This is a genomic window from Globicatella sp. PHS-GS-PNBC-21-1553, assembly GCF_033564055.1.
Lineage (GTDB): Bacteria > Bacillota > Bacilli > Lactobacillales > Aerococcaceae > Globicatella > Globicatella sulfidifaciens.
Genome location: NZ_CP085470.1, coordinates 230,178 through 254,120 on the forward strand (window position 1 = coordinate 230,178; position 23,943 = coordinate 254,120).

Consider the following 23,943-nt stretch of genomic DNA (forward strand, 5'->3'; position numbering starts at 1 on the left):
TTGTTAAGTAGCCGCTTATAGAATATTCATTCCGACTGCTTTTTCGACATTATCTTGAATTTTTTGTGCACCAATGCCAAAGTTACCACGATGGGTTGGAATTAAAATGACAGCGGGTGTCACGACTGTATCATAATATTGAATTATATCCGGAATTTCTTGAGCGAAATCTTCCGTTAAATAGACAATTCCGTATTCGTCATTTTCTAATTGGCGCAAAGTCTTTTTCGTTTCATCAGCAGTATTGACTGGAAAAGTTTCAAATCCAATCATTTTAAATGGTAGAATGGCATCACGATTTCCAACGACCGCTACTTTATATTGTTTCGCCATAAATCGCACCCATCCTTTCTTGAATCTTTTCTTTGGCTATGCCATTGGCATGACCAGTTAATACGAGTCTTAAATTATTAATTTCATTTTCTTTCCCGAAAATATATTTCAGCACTAATAAAGGTCCTTGAGCGTCTAAACGATTTTCAAAGAAATATTGATGAATATAGGCATCTCGCAAATGTTCCAACTGATTGGCGGTAATCGTCCCATTATTCATATCTTCAATATAAGGTTTAAAGACCTCACCAAAATAAATATGCGTTTGTTCTTCAAACCATTGAGCTAATTGACCTTGTTCGACCCGTTCAATTAACTCTTTCTTCTCAATAGATCCCTTACTGGTCATCATGGTATACATGAAACCATGACCTCTATCTAATTCAATTGCTCGTTTAATCGCAATTACATTATAAAAATCAATTAATGCATTAATAATCGGTGTCACTTTAGGATCATTGATTTTCTCATCGAGATGTCTTAAATGAGCAAAATAGGCACCATCAAAACCAACGTCAAAAGCTTCTGGTACTTGGTAGGCTTGATAATCTTGCCAAGTACGATTCACTTCTTCCACCACATTGGGATATAAAACACTCGATTCAAACGTTTGAGTCACATGTCTTAAAGCATCTAATGGAAATTTTCCAATATCGATCAATAGATTTTCGAAATCGTTATCGGTTACCTTCATTTTCATTAATACTTTTAAATTATGATACAAGTATTGTGCTGAAAAAATTTCGACAATTTCAGACTGAGGTGACTCCTCAAACACAAACCGATAAGCATTACGCAATTCTCTCATCAATACTTCTTCAATCTTATCAGGGTCAGACAATTGTTCAACTGACATCGCATAAGGTGAATTTTGTAAAATGATTGATAATGTCTCGGCATCCTTGGCATTAAGTAATTGTTGCCATTCTTCTCGGCTTAGGAAATATTGTTCCTTTACACTGATAGTCGTATTAACACCTGAAAAATCGTGGGTTGTCATAAAATCCCCCCTTATTTGGTATTAAAAACTTGTTGAGCTAAATCTGCACTTAAATCATTGCGAACAGAATCTACTAATTGATCAAACGTGAAATTATAATCCACACGTTGATCTTTTACTACAAAACCACTTTGATCTGAAATCGACTCTTCAGCAATGGTTAATTTTGGAAATTGTTCCAATAATGATTGTAACTCTGGTGAAGATAATTGATTGCGTGTCTTTTCACCAAAAACTACTTGTAATTCTTTGTCTTTGAATTGATTTAAAATTGAGGTGGTAAATTCTAAGAAAGTTTGATTATCCCAAGCTTCCATTTTTTGCACGGCGCCGGCAAATAACTGGTCCATTAATGCTTGGCGACTATTCAAACTGGCTTGTCTTTCTTGATTTAACACTTGATGTTCTAACCGGGATAAACGTTGTTTTTCTCGATTCAATTGCACATTACGCATACTTTCTTTTTCGTGTAATTGTGCTGTTAATTTAGTTTGAAACTCTTGTTCTAGTTCTTCATTTGCTTTGTCGAATTGCGCTTGTCCTTCTTGGTGCGCCTTTTGCAAGATGGACTCACGTAAATTTTGTAAGTCGCTCATATTATCGACCTCACTAGACATTTAAAAATAAGATAAATGATACTACGAAGGCTAAGATAGCATACGTTTCAACCATCGCTGATAAGATGATACCTTTTGTATTTTCTTCAGGACGTTTTGCTAAAATTTGCATTGCTGAAACGACCACATTTCCTTGGTGTAATGCTGAGAAATAGCCCACAATTCCAATTGGTAAAGCAGCAAATAAATAACCTAAACCTTGTTGAACAGTTAAACCATTACCGATTTGTAAAGCAGTTAAGAAGCCGATAACGAATCCGTATAAACCTTGAGTACCCGGTAATAATTGTAAAATTAATGCTTGTGCGAATTTTTCAGGCTCCTCTTTTAATAAAGCCGCTGCTGCAGAACCAGCCGAACCTACTGCACGAGCAGATCCCATACCAGAAAAGACAACCGCAACCACAATCCCTAAACTAGCAAAAAACGCGCCACCATTTTGTGTAAAATATCCTACAAATTGTTCCATATTAAAAATTCCTCCAATTTTTATTGATTCTTTTCATCATTGATTGAGACATAATCTTCTGAAACGGTTAACGGATTAAATTCCTGACCGCCACCATTATAAAACTTAGCAAAGAACTCGACGAAAATTAAACGAGCACCATGCACATAAGCACTTAAAAGTGATAAGAATAAACTTAATGCATGCAAGGCAACAAATAATAAGATACCGACGGTAAACTTCATTGCACCAGGCATAAAGTCAATAATCATATTGAATGCTAAAGCAATACTACCACCTGATAACCCTAAAGCCATCAAACGTGTATAAGAGACTAAATCCCCAATATAACTCGTCGTGCCATATAAATCATAAAGTCCCCAACCTAAACCGCCAATACCGCCTGCTTTAATACAAGACGCCACTACGATTCCTAGTGCATTTAATATAGCTAACCATTTTCCGATTAGAGCTAAGACCGCATAGCTTTCACCTAACATGCCTACGCCAATAAAAATAAATCCAGTCAATAGTAAAATCCATGCCAATCCTGTTGAATAAGCTTCTACAATATTCTTTTCTTTTAGTTTTAAATAAGTATTAATTGCTAATGCAGCAAAAATATGAATTAAACCTAAAGCAACAGAAATACCTAGAATCAGCATGACATCCTCATTCGGATTAATTAATTGGAAGGGCAAACTAAAACCAAAGAAGGAGCCATAGAGACTGCCCCATATCATAATGGAAACACTTAAAATAGCGCCAAATCTTAAGGCGTTTTGCATCCCTTCTGATAATTTGAATAGTTTCAGTGCCAACAGACTTAAAATAAAAATTAATAAGCCATAACCCGCATCGGCCACCATCATCCCAAAGAAGACAAAATAAAATGGCATTAAAAATGGTGTTGGATCCAATTCATCATATCTTGGTAAAGCATACATGCGTGTAATTATTTCAAACGGTTTGACTAAGAAATTATTTTTTAATTTAATTGGGACTTCATCCACTTCATCAGCTTGAACTTCCGATGTTCTAATGACTACTTTATTACCGAACTCATCTAATATCGCTTGTTTGAAGACAGCAAATTCACTTTGTTCAATCCAACCTTCAACCGCCATTAAATGTTGCGTAATCCCCACTTTTTCTTGGTTAATTCACGTTCGTAAGCTGTTTTTACAAAATCGGCTTGAACTTTTAAGCCAGCTAATTCGCGTTTAGTTGATTTCATTTTTTGAATAATGGAACGACGTTCCTCTTTCAACTGTTGAATTTCCGCATTCCAACCTTCAATCTTCTTACCTGGTAAAGTACGATAAGGATATTCAATCGGTTTGAAATTAGCTTCCGTTAATAAAGTTTCTAGCTCATTGGTTTCATCTTCTTGATAGAAAATGACTAAACCATATTCATAGTCATTTAAGAAAATAACTTTATGAACGATTGTTGGATGTTGCTTGATTTTTTGAATATATTGATTATTTTCAACATTCGGTACCGTTCCGATAACTGCTTTAATATACTGGAACTGTTCAATAGCAGTTGGTGTAATATCTAGCTCTCGCCATTTACGATATTTATCAATTTGATCATTACGTTTTTCCAATAACTCATCAATTTCCTTAATACGAGCCGTTAATTGATTCGTTTCGGTAATGACTTGATGCTCAGCAAATTGTTGATTATGTTGTTGGAATTCTATAAATGATAAACTTGGTTTTTCAGTCTGCATTTGCTTGAACCAACTGTCCTTTACTTCATAGTCTTCCAATTGTTCAATTGCATGATTAATTCGTTTGAGTCGATTAGTAATCGCATGTAAGGCTTCATCATCATAGACGATTTGTTGCTGTTCCTCATCATACTCTTCAATTAATGGTACTAACTCTGAACTATTCTGATTTTCTTGTTGTAAATCCACCACTTGAATTCGTCGTAATCGTTGGACCGATGAAAGAATCGCTTCTAAATGTTCGCGTGACGAAATGAGCGTCACTTTTTGCATTGGGCTAATTGCCATATTCTTTCACCACCCTTTCTACTATTTGATTAATTAAATACTCCCTTTTATCACCAAGAGCTTCTTGAAGTTGTGCTTCATTTTCTTGAACACGCTGAGCTAATTTTTCCTTTGCTTGTTGTTCTTGTTCATTGAAGTGTTGACGTGCTTGGGCTATCATTTGCTTCGTTTCGACGTCAAAAGCTTCAATTGCATCTTTTAATTTTTGTTCCATTTTTACTCGAGCTTCTTCAATTTTTTTCTGATACTCAGTTTGGACTGCTTGAGCTTCCATTTCAATGGCGTTCATTTCTTCCAATGTTGAATGTGGCATCCTTTCACACCTCCTCTTAACATTAACATTTAATATTATAGCAAATTTTTACCAAAAATTTAAGTAAAGACTTCCTCCATTCAGCCATTAACAAATAAAAACGTTTCCATTTTCTGTTGCATGACACTTTCCTTCATATTTATATAATATAATGGGATAATATAATCTTAAGAAAAATTTAATAATTGAATAGTGATGATTTAATCTCTATTTGACTAAAAAAGGAAAACGAAGCCGGGCATAAACTTGATAAACTTAGTTAAGATTATTGTTAGTTAATTTATAGCGCAGTGGTTGAGTGGTCTCAATCTGCGTCTTAATGACTTGCTTGAGACCACTCAACTTTGCGGGGGTGAACAGACGAAGCGAAAATCATTTGATTTTCTACTTCTGGTCCACTCCCTAGGTTAAGATTTGAAAAAATATTAATACCCTATTCATTAAAAGCAATACTCACATGTTTTCAAAACAACTTGACCTCCGAAAATAAAAAAAACGATAAGCAAGTCAAAGTTACCAATGAACTTCACCTACTTATCGTCTCAAATGATTATTGAACTATTTTTTCAACAGCTTCTCCTATTATACGCACTTCCGGTTCAAGACGCACTTGATTGTTACGCCAAATAACTTCTTGAATATATTCAATTAAGCGTACATAATCTGTTGCAGTAGCATTGTCAATATTAACAATGAACCCTGCATGTTTTTTAGAGACTTCAGCACCACCAATACGATAGCCTTGTAGCCCTGCTTCTTGAATTAATTTACCGGTAAAGTAACCCGTCGGACGCTTAAAGACACTGCCGCAAGAAGGATATTCCAACGGTTGCTTGCTTTCTCGTAAGTGGGTTAATTCTGCCATTTTAGCATGAATCGCCTCTCCATCGCCTTGAGCTAATACAAATTTAACCCCAATTACAATATCCTCATTTGTTTGGAAAACACTGTGTCGGTAACTGAATTCACACTCTTCACATTGAATGGTTTTAAATTCACCTTCACGCGTTAAAATATCAACAGACTCAATAACGTCTGCTACTTCACCACCATAAGCCCCTGCATTCATATAAACCGCACCGCCGATGCTTCCAGGGATACCACAAGCAAATTCTAGACCCGTTAAATTACTAGCGCCTGCTTTACGACTGACCTCAATGAGTGGCACGCCACTTTGCGCATAAACTTCATTGCCATTAATCGACATCTTTTTCATCGCAGTTAAAATAATAACAATTCCACGAATACCACCATCACGAACAATTAAATTACTAGCATTGCCCAAGATCGTTAAGGGAATTTGGTTGTCCTTTACCCAATTGATTAAAGTTTTTAAATCTTCTTTCGTTTCAGGAAAAGCAACTGCATCAGCAGGGCCACCTGTTTTAGTATATGTATATTTAGATAATGGCTCATCAAATTCTATTTTCATAGATAAATTTAAATCCATTAAGTTTGATAATGTCATTCATTTCATTCCTTCGCTTTTCAATACGTCTTATTTTAACATAATCTTTTTACTTAATCGAGTACTTTTTCCATAACAAAAGAATCTAAATAACAACCCTGTACTTTTAATCGTTTACGCAAGTTTCCCACTATCTCGAAACCGAATTTTTCGTATAACTTAATTGCGGCTTCATTTCTTTGGGCCACTTCTAGGGTAATGACTTTCAAATCTGAATTTTCTGCAAATTCAATCATCATTTCCATCATCATCGAAGCAATACCGTAACCCCAATATTCTTCCACTAAACAAATGCCGATTTCAGCAATGTGACGTTGCTTAGCGGCATTAAATTGCGTAATATTCGACATCCCAATAATTTGATCATCGACCTCACTCACTAACAAAATACTGTTTTGTGCCTTGTTATATTTATTTATGATGTCCACTTCTTCTTGAACCGTCAGGTTCAAACCTTCTTCACCAAAGGTTAAATAGGGAGTTTCACTACCGACTTGTTCACATAAACCTAAAATCGCCCGGGCATCTTGTGCTTTTGCCACCCTAACATCGATTTCTAACTCCTCTGTCAATTAAATCTCCTCCATTTTTTCTAACAGCTCTTGATATTGCTCGGTTGACTCGCCTTCAACCGTTAAAATAATTTCTCTTTGATTAGGATCTGTTTGGGGAACGAATTTGATACGAAGACGATTTAATGGTAAATAGTCATATAAATATTCAGACCATTCAATAAAAATGATGGACGGTTCATTCAGATAACTATCAAAATCAATCGTATCCGCGCCCCCTTCTTCTAAACGATAGGCATCAATATGAATCAATTTAAAATTAGGTAAGGGGTATTCTTTTACAATTGTATAAGTTGGACTTTTAATGGCTCTTTTCACGCCTAGCTCCTTACCAACTTTTTGAGTAAAAGTGGTTTTACCACTCCCGAGTGGTCCATCTAATAAAATGACCATCCCCGGCTTTAACCATGGAGCCATCTTTGACGCTAACGCTTGTGTCTCTTCAACTGAATCAATATAAAAATGCATGCTTCTACCTCTCAAACTTAATTAATTTTATTATATTTAAACTATGATAATATTGCGAATAATTTGACTTTATTAACATTTCTTGATAAATTTAATAATAACAAAGACAAATTATAGGAGGTCGTAGACCATGAAGAAATATGTAAAATTATTATCTCTACCGATTTTAACATTAATGCTTGTGGCTTGTGGTAACCAAAACAAACCAGCTGAAGAAACAACAACAGCTGCACCAGAAGCAACAACCGTTGCTGAAACGACTGGTTCACAAGTAAGCACACCAAATGATACTACAACTGTTGCTAATGAATCAACTGAAGAAGGTGAAGAAACTCAAGAAGGCGAAACAACTGTTGAAGGTGAAGAAACTCAAGAAGGCGACGAAACAGAAGATGCTGATGTCGCTGCCACTGATGTTAAATTCACATTATATGTAGATGGTGAAGAAACAGCTAATTTCGTAGCAAAAGATGCCGTTGAAGGTTCTGTTATCGATGCCATGACGTCAATTGAAGAGTTAGAATTCAACTTTAATGAAGATGAAGGAATCATTGATGTTATCGATGGTATTGAAAATGACTATGAAACAGGTAAAACCTGGGTTTACTTATTAAATGGTGAGTATGCGGAATTTGGTGTTGTCTCACAAACACTTTCTGAAGGCGACACAGTTGAATGGTATTATGGATTCCCAGAAGGCTTACCAGTTAACATCATTCCTGAATAATAATAATAAAAAATGATTATGACTCTTGAGTATCTCACTCAAGAGTTTTTTATTATTCCTCATGAATGCTCGCCGATCATGTTAGATTTGATACGATATTTTAATACTCCATTCACTCAGTTTTTAAATGTGCAAAATACTAGTTAAATCACGCTAGTTATATTTTAGATAAAAGTAGGTGTTAGTATCTCATTCACTCGCATTTAGAATGGAAACTATAATATCCGATAGATGTTTCACTCTATTTTTCAATGTCCCTCCTATATATTGATGGACACTTCACTCTATTTTTGAATGTCCTTCCTATATATATTAATGGACGCTTCACTCAACTTTTCAATGTTCCCGGTATTAAGCGTCACTTCACGGTCGTCCTTTTGGCATCTTTCTTAAATAGCGGAGCATCATACTATACATATCAACACTTTCGCTTTTACAATACAAAAACCCGCCAACCTTTTCAATAGGTTAACGGGTTTTATAATCTAAAGTATTTCATTACTCCTCAGGTTTTAATACACCTTCGATGACTTCTTCTAAAGCTTTACCAACTGGCTTTTCAGATTGATATTCTTCTAAAATATAATCATCGTTGTTACGCATATCATGTGCGCGTTTGCTCGCTAAAATAATCAAACCATATTTAGACGGCACTTTTTTAATCAATTTATCAATCGATGGATATAGCATCATAATTATCGTTCTCCTTCTTGTTGAAAATAATTTTTAATATCGGCACGAATACGGTCCACAACACGCTCTACTCTTAAATGTTCACTTTGAATAATCGCATTCACTTTATCAACGGCATGTTCTACCGTATCATTGACGACAACATAATCATAATGTTGCATCATTTCAATTTCTTCTTTAGCCATTTGCATTCTTTCTAAAATGACATCTTCACGGTCAGTGCCACGTCCAGTAATCCGTGATTTTAATTCATCTAAACTTGGCGGAGCAAGAAAAATAAAAATCCCTTCAGGCATACGCTCACGAACTTTTAGCGCACCTTGCACTTCGATTTCTAAAAACACATCATTACCAGCTGCTAAGTTTTCTTCAATTTTTTGGATTGGTGTCCCATAATAATTGCCTACATATTCAGCATACTCTAATAATGCATCTTCTTCAATATATTGTTTAAACTGCTCTTTTGAAACAAAATAATAATCAACACCATCTACTTCACCTGGTCTACTTTGACGGGTAGTTGCCGAGACCGAATAAACATAATTAAATTTATTATCTTTAAAAATCGCTGCGCGAACTGTTCCTTTCCCTACCCCCGATGGTCCTGATAAAATTATGAGTAGTCCTCTTTGTTGAGTCATTCAATACCTCCGCCTATCTGTTCTGTCAATAATTTATAACTGTTATTGTATCACACTACATATTTTCATGAAAGGTAAATTCCAATTTTTCATTAAAATGTAAAAGATTTCTATATTAATGTTAATATAGCGAAAATAGAGCATGAATGCAAACCATTCTGTCCAAAAATTTAAAACTCTTGTAGATTGCTGAAAATCTGTTGGAATTATTCACTTTATATAATCGCTCATAGTCCAAATTACTTTGATTGAGACATACTTTCTGTTTTTAAAAATGATTGATACACGGCCTCCATCGCGGCATGACGAAAGCCATTTTGCTCAAGCGAAGCAACTCCCTCAATCGTACTTCCTCCTGGTGAAGTCACGGCATCTTTTAAAGCACCAGGATGTTGACCGGTTTCAATGACCATTTGAGCAGAACCGTGTACCATTTGAGCGGCTAAATGTTGAGCCATCTTTCGTGGCAAACCGGCTCTAACGCCACCATCAGCTAAGGCTTCAATCAATTGATAAATAAATGCCGGTCCACAACCAGCGACGGCACTTGCTGCATTCATTTGTGATTCTGCTATCTTCATTAACTGCCCTGTTTGACTCATCAACTGTTTAAATAGTTGATGTTCATCATCAGTAATAGAGTCCGATAAAATATAGGTGGTCATTCCTTGACCAATCGCAACTGGTGTATTAGGCATAATACGAATTACTTTTTGCTCATCAGAAATGGCACTCTCCATTTGAGCGATACTCACACCGGTCGCCATTGATATCCAGATAGTCCCTGGTTTTGCTAATTCAGTAAGTTGATGAAGCTCACTCATTATCATCGATGGTTTTAATCCTAAAAAAATTATAGTCGCAGATGAAGCAATGGTTTCATTATCGAGAATTTCCACTGTTTGTGTTATTTGCTGACTTAAGGAATTTGCTTTTTCCTGATTGTGATTACTTAATAAAAATTGGGTATGTTGATCTACCGCTTTACTAACACCTATAGCGACGGCACTCCCCATATTTCCAATCCCAATAAAACCTATTTTCATTTTTAATCCCTCCATCTTGTTTCATTTAGTATTATACAAAAAATAGCAAAGTACAATTGTTTAAGTGTCTTTCATCAATGAAGCGATTAGGTAATCGAATGATCTGTTTCAAAAATATCAAACAAATTTGCTAATACCTTACATCATGTGCAAATATATAAAGATTGTTCTAATGATTGGATGACCCGTTATTAACAGAAATCTCCCTGTCTTAGAACAATCTTTTTGGTTTAACAACATTCTTTTCAATGATAGCGATTTTCAAATTTCCTAAACGCTTAAATTAGCGATAATTTCTACCTAACTAGTTACTTAGAGCATCAATAAATTTTATTTAGCAAAAAATTAAATCATCTGCAAATGTTACTTAGCTAGAAACTTTAATTAATACCTAACCTGCTGATGAATAGGCACTGATAATAACTTAAGACGCGAATCGTCGTAATAAGTCAACACAGATTGGAATGGTATTTTTTAGTGAAAACTTTGAATAACGTCGTACTTTCCCAATTACCACAATTGACCGTTGAATAAGCCCCACTATTCGTTGGTGAAGCTAGTTAAAAACAATTAATTATTAAAGCTCACTAATCATAGCGTAATGATAGCCATTATAGTCTTCAAAATAAGCCATTAATCGACCTTCGTATTCAAATGGCTCTTTTAAAATTTCTCCTCCACTTAACATTGCAATATGAAGTAAGTTGCGTAATGAAGTTGCGTCTTGCATCATAATATGAATTACCGCTGCATATTCACTTGGTTCTTTCCATGCGATACCTGTATCTTCTGTAAATCGATCTCTTTGGGTAAACACTATTTTCATTCCATCATGAAAAGTGACTGTACAAGTCTGTTGCTCTGTTGAATAATCAACCCTCATATCTAAACCTTCAAAAAAGGTGCCAGTATTACGAATACTTTCAACTGGTAAATTAAGCCAATAGGCATTCATAACTTATCCTCCTCTTCAATCAAAGTCATTATACCATTTTATCGAAGTTAAAAAAAGCAGTGAGAGTAGTCATTAATTGAAAATTCTATTATTTCCAATTCTGATACTTACTCCCACTGAGACTGTTAACTTCAATCAGCTTAACTATTTATAAGAAAATAATGAAAAGTCTTAAATAACGCCATGAATCATCATCAATTCAGCTACTTGTTCAAATGATGCAATGTCAGCTGCTGCACCATAATCAACACCTAAATCATAAGTGTCACGTGCTTTAACACATTGTGCGAAAATATTTTTCATAATTTGTTGTAACTCTTGATCTACTCGTTCACTCGTCCATTTTAATCGCATTGAGTTTTGACTCATTTCTAAAGCAGAAACTGCCACTCCTCCAGCATTAGCCGCTTTACCCGGTCCATAATGAATTTGGTTTTCACGATAGACTTCAATCGCATCAGAATCACTTGGCATATTGGCGCCTTCAGCAACCATTTTTATCGCATTTTTAACTAATCGTTCGGCCTGAGCTTGATTGATTTCGTTTTGCGTTGCACAAGGTAAAGCAATATCCGCTTTGACGTCTAAATCCCAAACAGATCCTTCTACTATTTCAGCTTCAGCATCAAATTCTTGGTAACGACTAATACGTTCACGACCGTTTACTTTTAATTCTTCGATGGCGTCTAAATTAATACCATTAGGATTGAAAATGGCATGGTTTGAGTCACTCATTGTCACCACAATGCCCCCTAATTCAGTTACTTTTTTCGCTGCAAAGAAGGCTACATTCCCTGAACCAGAAATCATTACTTTTTTACCTGTCATCGTTTGTCCGGCTTCTTTTAACATCTCATTTAAGAAATAAACCAAACCATAGCCTGTTGCTTCAGTACGACCTCTAGAACCGTTAGCAGCAACGGGTTTTCCAGTTAATACGCCCGCCATTGGTCCTTGTAGTCGTTTGTATTGGCCTAATAAATAACCAATCTCACGACCACCCACACCGATATCTCCAGCAGGAACGTCAACATCTGGTCCGACATGTTTACTTAATTCTGTCATAAATGATTGACAAAAACGCATCACTTCTACATCTGATTTACCTTTAGGATCAAAGTCAGCGCCACCTTTGCCTCCACCGATTGGCAGACCGGTTAACATATTTTTGAAGATTTGTTCAAAACCTAAAAACTTCAAAATACTTTGATTAACGGTCGGATGGAAACGAAGTCCCCCTTTATAAGGGCCATTTAATGAACTAAATTGCACACGATATCCACGGTTGACTTGTACTTGACCTTGGTCATCGACCCATGGCACTCTAAAACTAATAATCCGCTCTGGTTCTACGATCCGTTCTAAAATTGCTAATTGCTCATATTCTGGATGAGCCTCAACTACCGGCGCAATTGCATGAAAAAATTCCTTTACTGCTTGTAAATATTCTTTTTCATGTGGATATTTTACAGTAAGAGTTTCATAAACTTTTGTTATATAAGATTGAGTCATTGTCATTTCCCCTTTATTTTGGATAGTCCTAGTATAGCACAAATCTCATTGTATTCACATAAAACACGATAATAATTAATAATTTTTTAATAAATTAACTATGATAAATGTTCTACATCTAGTGCTTTAAATTGAAAATATAAAATATACGATAGAATACCTAAAATAATATTTATCATAACATTTACATAAAGCAAATTGAATGCAATCAGAGTACTCAAAATGCCAGCTAATAAACTTCCACTTAAGAATGCTAGAAAGTTTACCGTCAAAAAGATAAACTTCATCTTATAATGATGATCTTGGCTACGTACCCAGCGACCAAAAGTTAATCCGATATCCGTTAATGTTCCCGAAACATGAGAAGTACGAACAATCATCCCCCGATAAGATAAAAACATCCCATTTTGTAATGCAATCATAAAACTCAAATAATACAATAATACAGAATGGAGGGCTGAAATTTGTAATAATATTAATAACACACCGTTTAATATAATTAAAATTCCACCATAGCGTTTTTGAGGGGTGAAGATCTCTTTTGGAAAAAGCATTCCCGCAATCATGCCACCAAAAATATAAGCCATAATTAACCCAAAATATAATTTTATCAAAGGCCAATTATTTTCAGCCACTACTAATCCCATCTGTGTAACCGTCCCTGTATGATGCGTTACCACATAGGAATATTGTAGAAAACTACTGGCATTCAAAAATCCTGCTGAAAATGTTAAAGAAAACATCCAGCAAAATAATAATCGCCTTAATCGTCTAAGCATAACATCCCTCTTTATATAATATTGATAATTAAAATGAAATGAGCCATTATCTATTTTCATTCAAATGCTATTATACCGTGTGTTTAGGTATGTGTACAGTATCGATTGATTTTATTTTCATGGAGATAAAATGTAAGTTATATGGGCATCTTAATGATAAAAGTCCTGTAAAAGGATTTCGACTAGCTTTTCAATCATGATTTAATTGCTTTTGATTGTTTATCAACTACTCTCTGTTAAAACAGAGAGTTTGTCCTAAACATGGTGGTTGTACAAACGATGTCATATCTCCAACCGTTTAAAGACATTAAGGGATGGTTGACTAGCACCCCATCAATAAGCGGTCTGTAGACACTTACTGAATAGTGTTTTATGTTTAATAATTTTGTATTGGCACAACTTTTTCAAACCGTGGGTTTTTCTCACTCGACAGATATCGGTGACCCAATTCTTTAATATTGATAGCTGCCACACGGTCATCATTTGATTGATACCCACAATTCTGACAAGTAAACAAGTGCTTATCTTGTTGTCTATTAGCTTTATCAATTGATTCGCATTTTGGACAACGTTGGGACGTAAATTGTGCGGATACTTTTAAAACTTGCGAACCACTTTCTAAAGCTTTATACATTAACTTTTCTTCAAAATCGAAGAATCGCCAAGAATGGTGTTCATACCGTGCATCTTGCTTACGGTGATGAGTCGTGTTAAAAGTAACGTTCGTAAGATCTTCCACCACAAACAAGGTATTGGCCCCGTATCGGTCAACGAGTGTCTTTGATAATTGATGGTTCACATCATTCATCCAGCGGTTCTCTCGTCTTTCAATTGTTTTAAGGCGTCTACGACTTGATTTGGTGTTCTTCGCTTGTAAGGACTGGCGCAATTTCATAAAATGCCGTCTTTTCTTTATCAAGCTTTTACCCGAATAGAAGGTAGTATGAGCTGTATCATCCGCAATCGTTAGTATCTGTCTTAAACCACGGTCAATGCCTACAATCCGTTGAATATTAGCTTCATCTGGGGTGTCTATCTCTTTACTTGCGGACACGTGTAAGAACCACTTACCCTTACGACAGAGTAATTCAGCTTGACCGAACTTGTAAGCATTCTGGCTAAATTGTTGAAGATAAGCGATATGTTGCTTATCACAAGACACTTTAATTCGTCCTTGATTAGTCGTCAGTGAATAGGTGTCGTCTTGATGATAAGCGTAGTTACGATTACGTACGAACACAGCGACTGGTCGCTTAAACCCTAGGGGTTTCGTTAAATGGTAAAGGTCTTTATATAGCGTATGATATTTACCTGTATGGATATCTTTATAACGCTTAGGTTTTTGTTTAAACTGTGTTTTCACGGTCTTATATCTCGCGATTACCGTACGCATCACGGACTGGGCCATTTGCGATTGCAGCCCAAAATCCTGACGTATCTGATGATACAAGGCGTTATGCAAAGTCGTTTGACCTAGTTCAAAGTCATGGTCAAAGATATATGTCGAAACAAAATTACAAGCGTTTAAAAACTGTTGTTGGGTTTCTTCGAATTTTTCAATATCACTAGCACTTGGGTATAATTGCACTTTAATCGTTTTCGTTAACAGCATCTTGTCACCTCATTTCTCTTAAATACATTATACCAACTATATTAGTGAAAACATTAACGATAACCTAGTAAAATCAACAAAAAGAGCTGTCAATTTCGCTAATTCCTCCTAGGTATTAATACCGAGGTTTCCTTAGCTGACAGCTTGTAAATGAAGAGTTTGGATATGAATTTTGCATATTTAACGATGTTATTTCGAACAAATACTTCGCAATATATATTGAATTACAGATAGAGAAAAACTCATCTGTTAATTATGAATTATTGAAGGAAAAATTTGACTTAAGAAAACAATTTTATTCGAAAGAAGCAATATCATCTCAAAATTTGCGAAAAGAATTAAGTTTTATGAAAAGTGGCACAATTGCCGAAATTGACCAAATGACAACAATTAGAAGAAACGTATTATAAATCCGGTAAAATCTCATCATGCTTTAAATAATATTAAATTATTTGATAGTACATTGGATCGCATAAATAACAAAATTAAAGAGTTGTACATGTTTGACAGTTAGTCCTTTATTTGGTAATATAATTTTAGAGTCTATAGGACAAAAAAGATATTATATTGCCTTAAGGGCTAGAGCAGATGAACTAATAGTTTGTCTGCTCATTTTTTTATAGAGCAATATTCCTCCTTATAGATTTGCGGTTTAAGAAGTGAGTTAATCAAATATCTAAGTTCACTCATTTAGCTGTAAAATAGATATACAAATTAATCTCTTTCAAACTATAAAAAGAAAAAAACCTTTAGAAACACTGATAAATCAAGTTTCTAAAAGTTTTCTAAAAAAATTAAACTGTTAAATGCAGTTGAAACGTCACTGGCAGGATTCGAACCTGCGACCGTTCGCTTAGAAGGCGAATGCTCTATCCAGCTGAGCTACAATGACATAATTAATCAACTACTATAGTATACGTCATTTCTCTATTAGGGTCAACCCCTTTTTTAAATAGTACAATAAGATTATAGCGAGGGCAAAGAAAATTAAGCCTCTAAATGTCAAATGCGTAATAATACCTTATTCTTCCAAAAAGTGACAATCATACTCTTTAAAGGTTTAAATTCTAGCCTATACTTAAAAAAATTATCGCATCATCAATTATCATGAAGCATTACACAACTGAAGTAATTTCCTTGTACTCTTCCATTTATTGAATTATCGATAAAACCATTCATTTTCTAAAATACAAAACTTTGCTAATAGGCTATAAAAAAACTCATCAACCATTACGATAAAATACTCAAGTTGTAGACGAAAACAATAATCAAGAGAATAAAAAACAAGCAATTGTAATATCACAATGACCTGTCAGCCTTTATGAAAAGATACCATCAAATATTGGCTATTTTTGGAATCCATTACAGTTACTTGTTTTTTTCTCTTATTTATCTATTAAACCAATGCTGAATTATAATAATTCTAAGTTATCGTCTTGAGCAAATGGATTTTCTTCATTGATATGATCGTAAAAGAAGATACCTTTTAAATGATCCAATTCATGTTGCGTTACAATTGCTTCGTAATCACGTAATTTTAAGGTATGTTCATTACCGTCAATGTCTTGGTAAGTAAATTTTACACGTTTTGGACGCGGTACATAGCCTTTAACTTCGCGATTAACTGATAAACAACCTTCACCTTCTTTTAAGGCAACTTGTTGAACTGAATGACTGATTACTTTAGGATTAAAGATGATTTCACTTAAGATAGGTCCTACTTCATTTCCCTCTTCATCATATTCCATAATATGCACAGCAAAAATTTGTTTATTGACATTAATTTGTGGAGCAGCTAAGCCTACTCCAGGTCTAAGATCATATTTTTCAGCAATCTCTTCATTTTGGCTATTGACCAAAAATTCATGCATTTCTAAAGCTGTCTTTCTTAGTTCATCAGATAATGGAAATTCCACTGGTTCGGCTACCGATCTTAATGTGGGATGTCCTTCTTCAATAATATCTTTCATGGTTATCATAATGTTTAGCGCTCCTTATCTAATTCTTTATCACTACGTCTAAATCCTTTTAAAATATATACTTGATTTTCCTCATCAAATTCCAAGGATTCAATTAAAGTTTTCTGACGATACAATGCTAATAAATCCGCTTCTTGGGGATCTACTTCTACTTCAAATTTTTCGCTCGTTCGCACAATTTCTTCCCAGATTTTTTGTTTTAGAGCTTCTACGCCATCCTTTTCTAAAGCTGAAATTGTGACATAGGGGAATAAAGTGGGTTCAAAATTACCTTCAATTTTATCTTTTTTATTATAAACGGTCAAAATAGGTAAATGATCCATCTCTAATTCTTTGATTAAATTATAAACGGTTTGTTCATGCATCATGCGATCAGCACTGGATGCATCGACGACATGTAAGAGTAAATCAACATATCGCATTTCTTCTAAAGTTGATTTAAAAGCTTGAATCAAAGTTGTGGGTAATTCTTCAATAAAGCCAACGGTATCAGTCAAAGTAAACCCATCATGGCCATTAATCGTTAATTTACGAGTTAAAGGATCTAAAGTAGCAAATAATTGATCTTCAACATAAGTATCACTCTCGGTCAGTTCTCTTAAAATGGTTGATTTACCAGCATTCGTGTAGCCAACTAAACCAATATTAAACTCAGAACCACTCCGTCTTCTTGAACGTGTCAATTCACGGTGATCTGATAATTTAGCCAGTTCTTTTTTGATTTGGGACATCATGGTACGGATATGGCGACGGTCCGTTTCAAGTTTGGTTTCCCCAGGACCACGTGTTCCAATTCCCCCACCTAAACGTGATAAATAATCACGACGTCCTTGCAGTCGAGGTAATAAATAATCATATTGGGCTAATTCAACTTGTAATTTACCTTCACGACTTTTGGCACGCATCGCAAAGATATCTAAAATTAATTGAATTCGATCGATAACTCTGACGCCTAATTGATCTTCGATATAACGATTGGTGCTGGGTGTTAAAGCATTCATCGAAATGACTAAATCAATCTCCTCTTTATTAACGGCATCTTTAATTTCACTTAATTTACCACTGCCAACGGCTGAACGAGAATTCAGTCTCGGGAGTTTTTGAGTCATTTCAACAGTCGGAATGCCACCGGCGGTTTCCGTTAACGACTTCATTTCTTTCATCAACACCTGGAATTTTTCATCACTATAATTTTCAGTTTGCACCCCGAAAATTAAGACCTTCTCAGGTCGCTGTTCTATCTCAATCATTGAGTATTCCTTTCCTTTTTTAAATGCGCTGTGATAAGCGGTTGTGCTTCTTGCCAGCTTTGCCTTGCATCAATCCAATGAGCGTCTTTTAGTCGATTTCTAAACCACGTTAATTGACGCTTTGCATAACGTCTTGAATTTTGCTTGATTTGATTGATGACAGTCTCTTGTGATAGATGGCCTTCGAAATACCCCCACCACTCTTTATAGCCAATGCCCTTCATGCCATTGACTAATTCACCATCAAATTGTTGGTACATTTGTTTAACTTCTGTTTCTAAACCTTGTTCAATCATTAAATCAACGCGTTGATTAATACGTTCATATAATTGCTCACGAGGCATATCCAATACTAATAAACAAGAATCAAATACTTTCGTTTGTACTTGATGCTCCTCTTGCTCAGAAAATAATTTACCAGTCGTCGCTATCACTTCTAGTGCACGGATAATCCGTCGCGTGTTTTGTGGAGGAATCTTTTGAGCAGCCGTAGGATCTTTTTGATTTAATAATTCCCAAAAGTCGTTTTCTGACATGGTGGCTGCTTGATTTTCTAAAGCTTTGCGAATTTGCTCATCTTCACTATTATTGCCACCAAAACCGAGTCCGTATAATAAACCTTCTAAATATAATCCGGTACCACCTACTATGATAGGTAACTTACCTCTTTGATGAATTTCTAAGATAGCTTGCGTCGCAAGTTCTTTAAATTTTGACGCGTCAAATGATTCGTCTGGGTTTAAAATATCAAGTAAATGATGAGGAATACCCTCCATTTCTTCGGGAGTTACTTTACCCGTCCCAATATTTAACTTACGGTAAACTTGTAAACTATCTCCATTAATAATTTCCCCATTAAAAGCCTTCGCCATTTCTATGCTAAGGGCTGTTTTACCAACTGCTGTTGGCCCGCCAATGACGACAATGGGAATTTTATTTAATTCACTGGACATTTTACCCCTCCTATCATCAAAGTATAACATTATTATAGCTCATTGAAACATTGAGTCAAACCTTTAATTTCACCAGAAAAAGGCTAAGTAAAGGTTGTTAACCACTTTTATGACCTTACTTAACCTAAATTATTTGTTTTTGATTAATATTAGTGGCGACCTAATATCAACTAATGATTACTATCCCATTAGTTCTATATTCTGAACCTTACCCCAACCAAGCACTTACTCATCATCTAATTCATCTTTAAAGACCACATCATTCGCTTTCAAAATCTCAATTGTTTTGGGACCCACACCTTTGATGGCTAAGACCTCTGCTTCCGTTACCGATAAGAAGTCTTCAAATGTTACTAATCCTGCTTTTTTTAACAAGTCGCGTTCTCTAGTGCCAACTTCATCTAATATAAACAGCCCCTCTTGACGATCTTTTTCAAGTGAACGGGTGGTAACGCGATCGAACATTTCTTCGCTGCGTCCTTCAATGACTTGATCAATACGCGTTCGAATATAATCAACTAAAACCATCCCCTTCAAGCCAAATTGCATTAAAATAATGAGATGATTAACAAATTCTTCGTAAGCCGGTGTTGGAAATGGTGCTGGGCCATAGTCTGCTATGTCTTCGTCATCATAAAATGAAAACGAATTATCAAATGATGGGTAAATCGAAAAATCAATATCCATCTCACTTTCAACATGACTTTCAATTAAACCATTATATAAAACGGCATCAATATAATCAGGATTTAATTCATCAAGCTGTTTAAGCTCCTCGTCCATTTCAAGGTATTCTTCATTAATATAATGTGCATATAATTTCGCTAATCGGAAGATTAACAGCTGATCCACCATTGGATACACACTCGCAAAACGGTCAAATTCTTCTACTAACCCTAAATGAGCTGCTGACACTACATAAGGGGTTAATGTTTCTGGTAATTCAAAATCTAATTCAGCTTCTAAGTCATCAAAATTATACAGTAAAACATGAAAATAGCGTAAAGCCACTTCATAACGACCAATTGCAAAATTATCAAAAGCCGCAAAAAATACGAGTTGAATCACCGCTTGAAAGTCGCGTTTCTTTTTAACTAATTGAAGATTATGACTACTTAAATCATCAAAGTAATGCGAAAAAGCTTGTTCTAAATAATTAATCTGTAATAATCTTCTAGGACTATTCTGTTGATCTAAGTATGCAATATAACTATGGAGGGTTTTATAATTACTTGCCCGTGGAAATAACCATTCTTTTTTAAAAAATTGGCTTTGAACGTTATGATTGTCATTTTTATTATTGACTACTAATTTTAAGTTTCTTTTCTTTTTACTCATAGCATAACTCCTATTCTGGTTATTGAGTTTATTATATCAAAATTTAAGTTTCATTACATTATGAGATGTGCCATCTCTCTTAAAATATCTAAGTTCTATCATGACTACCGTCCAATGAGATGCGCCATCTCTCTTTAAAATATCTCCTATTTAATAAAGATGACTCGTGTGAGATTAAAATATTCTCACATTTTACAGTGAAATGTGTTAACATGAAACTGTACTTATTTTTGTCACATTGGAGGTTCATGATGCAAACAAAATATAAAAAATATGCTGATGTGGCGGCCCTAGCTGGTCGCATCATGTTAGAAAGCCATGCGGAAAGTTATCGTGTGGAAGATACAGTCCGTCGCATTTTGCAGTTAAGTGGTGCCAATATTACAGAAGTAGTGTCCACCACCACTGGTCTTTATATGACTTTAGATGACAGTGACCCTCAAATTACACCCATTACCCAAGTCCGTCGTATTACTGAACGTGGCAATCATTTAAGAAAAATTTACCATGTTAACAATATTTCTAGAGATCTTGCTAGCGGTGCGATTACCATTGAACAAGCCAAAGAACGTTTGGAATTTATTGATGACTCTGAGTACACTGCTTATAGTAAAGATTTAGCTATTATTTTGATGGTCATTGCTTTTGTTATTTTATTAGGTGGTAATTGGATGGAGGCCCTTATTTCCGTTATTGCCGGCTTAATTGTCGCTTTTTCACGGATCGGTCGCGATTGGTCAGGAATGAATCAATTTATGTATGGTATTTTTTCAACCTCCATAACTGCCTTTATTATTCCAATGGTGGTGTGGTATAGTAAAATGCCGGTTTCTAAGTGACATCATTATTATTTCGGCATTAATGCCTTTATATCCTGGAACAGCTTTTATGAACGGTATTCGTGATGCCTTAAAAGGCGACTATAACTCCGGTTTAGCTCGGATTGCTGATGCGCTTGTAATTGCGGTTAGTTTAGCTATTGGCGTTGCGATTGGCTTATTCTTATCAAAAGGAGTGATAGGTTAAATGCAATTTTTATTTCAAATTATAGCAGCCTATGTGATTACCATTACGGCATCGATTTTAGTTGAAGCACCCAAAGCTCTCTTATTTAAAACCGGCTTTTGCGGTACCATCGGATATGCCGTTTATTTACTATTACTTGAATCTTTATCTGCACCGCTTGCCACTTTACTGGCTTGTATGGCGATGTCGGCTATTGGACAAATCTTTGCGCGTTGGTTTAAAGCACCGGTGACGATTTTTTATATTCCTAGCTTTTTCACTTTAGTCCCAGGGGCTGCTATTTATCAAACTGCTTTCCACTTTATCCAAGGGGATAATGAAGTGATGGCGCATTATTTTATACAAGCCTTATTAATTGCCGGTGCGATCGCTTTAGGCGTTTATCTGGTCGATTCACTATTGGAAATCTATTTTAATATCAAGCGAAAAGTAGGTCGAAATGCCCATGAATAATATCATTGATTTAGATCAAACCGTAAAGGATATTTGTACCACCTATCCTGAAGTAAAAGACATCTTAATAGAACTCGGTTTTAAACCGTTAGCCAATCCACTCTTGTTCAATGCATTAGCTAGCAAAACGACTTTAAGAAACGGTACTCGCATTGCCCGAATTCCGTTACAGTTAATCATCCAAACACTCCAATGGAATGGCTATGAAATAAAAGGAGCTGATAACAATGACTAAACGTATTGAAATATTAAAAGACATTCTACTAAAACTACATCATGGTGCTTCTCCCGAATCGGTTCAAGCATTATTTAATGAGCATTTTACCGGTGTCAGTGCTATTGAAATTTCCTTAATGGAACATGAACTCATGAATGGTGACCATGGCATCGGCTTTGAGGATGTGATGAAACTTTGTAATGTTCATGCCAATCTATTTAAGGAAGCGATTCATGAAGTAGCGATTAGCGATACTGATCAGCCCGGACACCCGGTTCATACCTTTAAATTAGAAAATGTTGCCTTACGTGCTGCCCTGATTCGCGTTAAACGTTTATTAACGGCTATTAAAGAAAATGATACAGCCGTTGAAGATGGCCTACTACAAGGACTTGACCGTCAATTCCAATTATTAGGTCAATTTAAACGTCACTATGACCGCAAAGAAGCTGTTATCTTCCCCATTATGGAGCGATACGGTCATGAAGCACCTCCAAAAGTAATGTGGGGAGTGGACGATGAAATACGTGAATTATTTGATCGCGCTTATCAATCCTTTCAACACTATCCAACGGTTCCAATTGAGACAACTATCGAACAATTTGATATTTTTGAAACTGAATTTTTAGAAATGATTTTTAAAGAAGAGTCTATTTTATTACTGATTTTACTGGAAACGTTTAGTCAAGATGACTGGTTACAAGTTGAGGCTGAAAGTGATGACTATGGCTATGCTATTATCAAACCCGAAGCAAAATGGCAACCAGAACGAGTAGACTTTCAAAATCAAGACATGGCAAAGGATGAAAATACCACAGATAACGACATTCAAAAAGATGCGCCAATAGAAGCGTCAAAACCAGAGTATAACCAAGCTCCTCATAAGCAAAGTGAAGCTGCTAACTCTGAACAAAATGAAGGAGCCGCTCCGTCGCAAAATGAGGCTGCTACCCCGTCATATAATAAAGTCGACAGTCCGTCGCAAAACGAAACAACGACACGTACGATTGAAACAGAAGATGGTACCTTTACGATCACCTTTGAACCTAAACAACAATCAAAGGATACTATCTCTCGCGACCGATTGCTTCCATTTGGCAATGGGCATCTCAGTCTCGAACAAGCTAATTTAATTTTAAATCATTTACCGATTGAACTTACTTTTGTTAATAAAGAAGATATTTTTCAATATTACAATGACCATGTCCCTTTTGAAGAGATGTTATTTAAACGTAATCCTGGACAAATCGGACGCCATGTTGAGCTCTGCCACCCACCCAAATTAATTGAACGAGTAAAACAAGTCTTTGAAGTGTTACGCAGTGGCCAACAAGATGAGGTTAAAATGTGGTTTAAACGTGATGACCAATTTATCCACATTACCTATATGGCTGTTCGCAATTCACAAGGCGCATTTGAAGGGGTCTTAGAATTAGTCCAAGATATCCAACCCTATTTTGATTTAGAAACGGACATGTGGCGTGGTATTGAACCACCCAAACCTAAAGCATAAGTAA

At 35.5% G+C, this 23,943-nt stretch carries 27 protein-coding genes and 1 tRNA gene; 6 read left to right on the plus strand and 22 right to left on the minus strand.

Annotated features, from left to right (window positions below):
• Positions 1-15: 15 nt before the first annotated feature.
• The 10 genes from LB888_RS01135 to tsaE all read right to left on the minus strand — a co-directional run bounded on the left by LB888_RS01135 (position 16) and on the right by tsaE (position 7,245).
• On the minus strand, positions 16-333 hold the full coding sequence (locus tag LB888_RS01135) for a V-type ATP synthase subunit F (protein ID WP_276647470.1): 318 nt from the start codon (positions 331-333) through the stop codon (positions 16-18).
• Positions 317-1,333 carry a V-type ATPase subunit gene (locus LB888_RS01140; protein ID WP_318753270.1) on the minus strand — a complete coding sequence of 339 codons (1,017 nt, stop codon included), beginning with the start codon at positions 1,331-1,333 and terminating at the stop codon, positions 317-319. The genes LB888_RS01135 and LB888_RS01140 overlap by 17 nt, the downstream gene beginning before the upstream one ends.
• Before the next feature lie 11 nt (positions 1,334-1,344).
• Positions 1,345-1,929, minus strand: coding sequence for a V-type ATP synthase subunit E (locus tag LB888_RS01145; RefSeq protein ID WP_318753271.1), 585 nt, complete (start codon positions 1,927-1,929; stop codon positions 1,345-1,347).
• Positions 1,930-1,942: 13 nt separating this feature from the next.
• Positions 1,943-2,419 carry a V-type ATP synthase subunit K gene (locus LB888_RS01150; protein WP_066125576.1) on the minus strand — a complete coding sequence of 159 codons (477 nt, stop codon included), beginning with the start codon at positions 2,417-2,419 and terminating at the stop codon, positions 1,943-1,945.
• A 20-nt stretch (positions 2,420-2,439) separates the two neighbouring features.
• Positions 2,440-3,525, minus strand: a complete 1,086-nt coding sequence (locus LB888_RS01155) for a V-type ATP synthase subunit I (protein ID WP_318753272.1) — start codon at positions 3,523-3,525, stop codon at positions 2,440-2,442.
• On the minus strand, positions 3,525-4,424 hold the full coding sequence (locus LB888_RS01160; RefSeq protein WP_318753273.1) for a hypothetical protein: 900 nt from the start codon (positions 4,422-4,424) through the stop codon (positions 3,525-3,527). Before LB888_RS01160 ends, LB888_RS01155 begins: the two co-directional genes overlap by 1 nt.
• Complete coding sequence (locus tag LB888_RS01165) at positions 4,414-4,737, minus strand: hypothetical protein (protein ID WP_276647481.1); 324 nt, start codon at positions 4,735-4,737, stop codon at positions 4,414-4,416. Before LB888_RS01165 ends, LB888_RS01160 begins: the two co-directional genes overlap by 11 nt.
• 550 nt (positions 4,738-5,287) lie before the next feature.
• Entirely contained in the window at positions 5,288-6,205 is a 918-nt protein-coding gene (gene murB / locus LB888_RS01170) for a UDP-N-acetylmuramate dehydrogenase (RefSeq protein WP_318753274.1), read from the minus strand.
• A gap of 53 nt (positions 6,206-6,258) precedes the next feature.
• A complete protein-coding gene (locus LB888_RS01175) occupies positions 6,259-6,777 on the minus strand; it encodes a GNAT family protein (protein ID WP_318753275.1) in 519 nt (172 codons plus the stop codon).
• A complete protein-coding gene (tsaE, locus tag LB888_RS01180) occupies positions 6,778-7,245 on the minus strand; it encodes a tRNA (adenosine(37)-N6)-threonylcarbamoyltransferase complex ATPase subunit type 1 TsaE (RefSeq protein ID WP_318753276.1) in 468 nt (155 codons plus the stop codon).
• Between the two features lie 130 nt (positions 7,246-7,375).
• On the opposite strand from tsaE, the gene LB888_RS01185 reads away from it, so the two are divergent.
• Positions 7,376-7,972 carry a DUF4430 domain-containing protein gene (locus LB888_RS01185; RefSeq protein WP_318753277.1) on the plus strand — a complete coding sequence of 199 codons (597 nt, stop codon included), beginning with the start codon at positions 7,376-7,378 and terminating at the stop codon, positions 7,970-7,972.
• A gap of 498 nt (positions 7,973-8,470) precedes the next feature.
• Here LB888_RS01185 and rpoZ read toward each other — a convergent pair whose 3' ends face one another.
• The 12 genes from rpoZ to LB888_RS01245 all read right to left on the minus strand — a co-directional run bounded on the left by rpoZ (position 8,471) and on the right by LB888_RS01245 (position 20,730).
• Positions 8,471-8,665 (minus strand): DNA-directed RNA polymerase subunit omega, encoded by a 195-nt coding sequence (gene rpoZ, locus LB888_RS01190; protein WP_318753278.1) that lies wholly within the window; start codon positions 8,663-8,665, stop codon positions 8,471-8,473.
• Between the two features lie 2 nt (positions 8,666-8,667).
• On the minus strand, positions 8,668-9,306 hold the full coding sequence (gene gmk / locus LB888_RS01195) for a guanylate kinase (protein WP_318753279.1): 639 nt from the start codon (positions 9,304-9,306) through the stop codon (positions 8,668-8,670).
• A gap of 239 nt (positions 9,307-9,545) precedes the next feature.
• The gene (gene proC / locus LB888_RS01200; protein ID WP_318753280.1) at positions 9,546-10,352 is read right to left on the minus strand and encodes a pyrroline-5-carboxylate reductase; all 807 of its coding nucleotides are present in this window, start codon (positions 10,350-10,352) and stop codon (positions 9,546-9,548) included.
• Positions 10,353-10,929: 577 nt separating this feature from the next.
• Entirely contained in the window at positions 10,930-11,307 is a 378-nt protein-coding gene (locus LB888_RS01205) for a hypothetical protein (RefSeq protein ID WP_318753281.1), read from the minus strand.
• Positions 11,308-11,478: 171 nt separating this feature from the next.
• Positions 11,479-12,825 carry an NADP-specific glutamate dehydrogenase gene (gene gdhA, locus LB888_RS01210; RefSeq protein ID WP_318753282.1) on the minus strand — a complete coding sequence of 449 codons (1,347 nt, stop codon included), beginning with the start codon at positions 12,823-12,825 and terminating at the stop codon, positions 11,479-11,481.
• Positions 12,826-12,917: 92 nt separating this feature from the next.
• On the minus strand, positions 12,918-13,598 hold the full coding sequence (locus LB888_RS01215) for a YoaK family protein (RefSeq protein WP_318753283.1): 681 nt from the start codon (positions 13,596-13,598) through the stop codon (positions 12,918-12,920).
• Positions 13,599-13,974: 376 nt separating this feature from the next.
• Positions 13,975-15,210, minus strand: coding sequence for a transposase (locus LB888_RS01220; protein ID WP_318753284.1), 1,236 nt, complete (start codon positions 15,208-15,210; stop codon positions 13,975-13,977).
• Between the two features lie 818 nt (positions 15,211-16,028).
• Positions 16,029-16,102 (minus strand) — tRNA-Arg (locus tag LB888_RS01225).
• 520 nt (positions 16,103-16,622) lie between these two features.
• A complete protein-coding gene (gene def, locus LB888_RS01230) occupies positions 16,623-17,189 on the minus strand; it encodes a peptide deformylase (RefSeq protein WP_078756104.1) in 567 nt (188 codons plus the stop codon).
• Between the two features lie 5 nt (positions 17,190-17,194).
• The gene (gene hflX / locus LB888_RS01235; RefSeq protein WP_318753285.1) at positions 17,195-18,439 is read right to left on the minus strand and encodes a GTPase HflX; all 1,245 of its coding nucleotides are present in this window, start codon (positions 18,437-18,439) and stop codon (positions 17,195-17,197) included.
• Positions 18,436-19,392, minus strand: a complete 957-nt coding sequence (gene miaA / locus LB888_RS01240) for a tRNA (adenosine(37)-N6)-dimethylallyltransferase MiaA (RefSeq protein WP_318753286.1) — start codon at positions 19,390-19,392, stop codon at positions 18,436-18,438. Before miaA ends, hflX begins: the two co-directional genes overlap by 4 nt.
• A 225-nt stretch (positions 19,393-19,617) precedes the next feature.
• Positions 19,618-20,730: a hypothetical protein gene (locus LB888_RS01245; RefSeq protein WP_318753287.1), complete on the minus strand. Its 1,113-nt coding sequence runs from the start codon at positions 20,728-20,730 to the stop codon at positions 19,618-19,620.
• A 251-nt stretch (positions 20,731-20,981) separates the two neighbouring features.
• Here LB888_RS01245 and LB888_RS01250 point away from each other — a divergent pair, with 251 nt between their 5' ends.
• The 5 genes from LB888_RS01250 to LB888_RS01270 are packed head-to-tail and all read left to right on the plus strand — an operon-like array spanning position 20,982 to position 23,939.
• On the plus strand, positions 20,982-21,569 hold the full coding sequence (locus tag LB888_RS01250) for a threonine/serine exporter family protein (RefSeq protein ID WP_318753288.1): 588 nt from the start codon (positions 20,982-20,984) through the stop codon (positions 21,567-21,569).
• Between the two features lie 49 nt (positions 21,570-21,618).
• A complete protein-coding gene (locus tag LB888_RS01255) occupies positions 21,619-21,756 on the plus strand; it encodes a threonine/serine exporter family protein (protein WP_318753289.1) in 138 nt (45 codons plus the stop codon).
• A complete protein-coding gene (locus LB888_RS01260; protein WP_318753290.1) occupies positions 21,757-22,209 on the plus strand; it encodes a threonine/serine exporter family protein in 453 nt (150 codons plus the stop codon).
• Positions 22,202-22,444: a DUF1858 domain-containing protein gene (locus LB888_RS01265; RefSeq protein WP_318753936.1), complete on the plus strand. Its 243-nt coding sequence runs from the start codon at positions 22,202-22,204 to the stop codon at positions 22,442-22,444. The genes LB888_RS01260 and LB888_RS01265 overlap by 8 nt, the downstream gene beginning before the upstream one ends.
• Complete coding sequence (locus tag LB888_RS01270; RefSeq protein ID WP_318753291.1) at positions 22,437-23,939, plus strand: DUF438 domain-containing protein; 1,503 nt, start codon at positions 22,437-22,439, stop codon at positions 23,937-23,939. Before LB888_RS01265 ends, LB888_RS01270 begins: the two co-directional genes overlap by 8 nt.
• Positions 23,940-23,943 lie beyond the last annotated feature (4 nt).

Bases quoted from the DNA above. Each gene is read 5' to 3' on its own strand.
- LB888_RS01220 (WP_318753284.1), bottom strand. From the start codon at position 15,210: ATGCTGTTAACGAAAACGATTAAAGTGCAATTATACCCAAGTGCTAGT.
- LB888_RS01135 (WP_276647470.1), bottom strand. From the start codon at position 333: ATGGCGAAACAATATAAAGTAGCGGTCGTTGGAAATCGTGATGCCATT.
- LB888_RS01160 (WP_318753273.1), bottom strand. From the start codon at position 4,424: ATGGCAATTAGCCCAATGCAAAAAGTGACGCTCATTTCGTCACGCGAA.
- gmk (WP_318753279.1), bottom strand. From the start codon at position 9,306: ATGACTCAACAAAGAGGACTACTCATAATTTTATCAGGACCATCGGGG.
- LB888_RS01145 (WP_318753271.1), bottom strand. From the start codon at position 1,929: ATGAGCGACTTACAAAATTTACGTGAGTCCATCTTGCAAAAGGCGCAC.
- LB888_RS01265 (WP_318753936.1), top strand. From the start codon at position 22,202: ATGAATAATATCATTGATTTAGATCAAACCGTAAAGGATATTTGTACC.
- LB888_RS01215 (WP_318753283.1), bottom strand. From the start codon at position 13,598: ATGCTTAGACGATTAAGGCGATTATTATTTTGCTGGATGTTTTCTTTA.
- rpoZ (WP_318753278.1), bottom strand. From the start codon at position 8,665: ATGATGCTATATCCATCGATTGATAAATTGATTAAAAAAGTGCCGTCT.
- LB888_RS01185 (WP_318753277.1), top strand. From the start codon at position 7,376: ATGAAGAAATATGTAAAATTATTATCTCTACCGATTTTAACATTAATG.
- LB888_RS01245 (WP_318753287.1), bottom strand. From the start codon at position 20,730: ATGAGTAAAAAGAAAAGAAACTTAAAATTAGTAGTCAATAATAAAAAT.
- LB888_RS01205 (WP_318753281.1), bottom strand. From the start codon at position 11,307: ATGAATGCCTATTGGCTTAATTTACCAGTTGAAAGTATTCGTAATACT.
- hflX (WP_318753285.1), bottom strand. From the start codon at position 18,439: ATGATTGAGATAGAACAGCGACCTGAGAAGGTCTTAATTTTCGGGGTG.
- LB888_RS01255 (WP_318753289.1), top strand. From the start codon at position 21,619: ATGAACGGTATTCGTGATGCCTTAAAAGGCGACTATAACTCCGGTTTA.
- miaA (WP_318753286.1), bottom strand. From the start codon at position 19,392: ATGTCCAGTGAATTAAATAAAATTCCCATTGTCGTCATTGGCGGGCCA.
- proC (WP_318753280.1), bottom strand. From the start codon at position 10,352: ATGAAAATAGGTTTTATTGGGATTGGAAATATGGGGAGTGCCGTCGCT.
- LB888_RS01260 (WP_318753290.1), top strand. From the start codon at position 21,757: ATGCAATTTTTATTTCAAATTATAGCAGCCTATGTGATTACCATTACG.
- tsaE (WP_318753276.1), bottom strand. From the start codon at position 7,245: ATGCATTTTTATATTGATTCAGTTGAAGAGACACAAGCGTTAGCGTCA.
- LB888_RS01250 (WP_318753288.1), top strand. From the start codon at position 20,982: ATGCAAACAAAATATAAAAAATATGCTGATGTGGCGGCCCTAGCTGGT.
- gdhA (WP_318753282.1), bottom strand. From the start codon at position 12,825: ATGACAATGACTCAATCTTATATAACAAAAGTTTATGAAACTCTTACT.
- LB888_RS01270 (WP_318753291.1), top strand. From the start codon at position 22,437: ATGACTAAACGTATTGAAATATTAAAAGACATTCTACTAAAACTACAT.
- LB888_RS01150 (WP_066125576.1), bottom strand. From the start codon at position 2,419: ATGGAACAATTTGTAGGATATTTTACACAAAATGGTGGCGCGTTTTTT.
- LB888_RS01165 (WP_276647481.1), bottom strand. From the start codon at position 4,737: ATGCCACATTCAACATTGGAAGAAATGAACGCCATTGAAATGGAAGCT.
- LB888_RS01140 (WP_318753270.1), bottom strand. From the start codon at position 1,333: ATGACAACCCACGATTTTTCAGGTGTTAATACGACTATCAGTGTAAAG.
- def (WP_078756104.1), bottom strand. From the start codon at position 17,189: ATGATAACCATGAAAGATATTATTGAAGAAGGACATCCCACATTAAGA.
- murB (WP_318753274.1), bottom strand. From the start codon at position 6,205: ATGACATTATCAAACTTAATGGATTTAAATTTATCTATGAAAATAGAA.
- LB888_RS01155 (WP_318753272.1), bottom strand. From the start codon at position 3,525: ATGGCGGTTGAAGGTTGGATTGAACAAAGTGAATTTGCTGTCTTCAAA.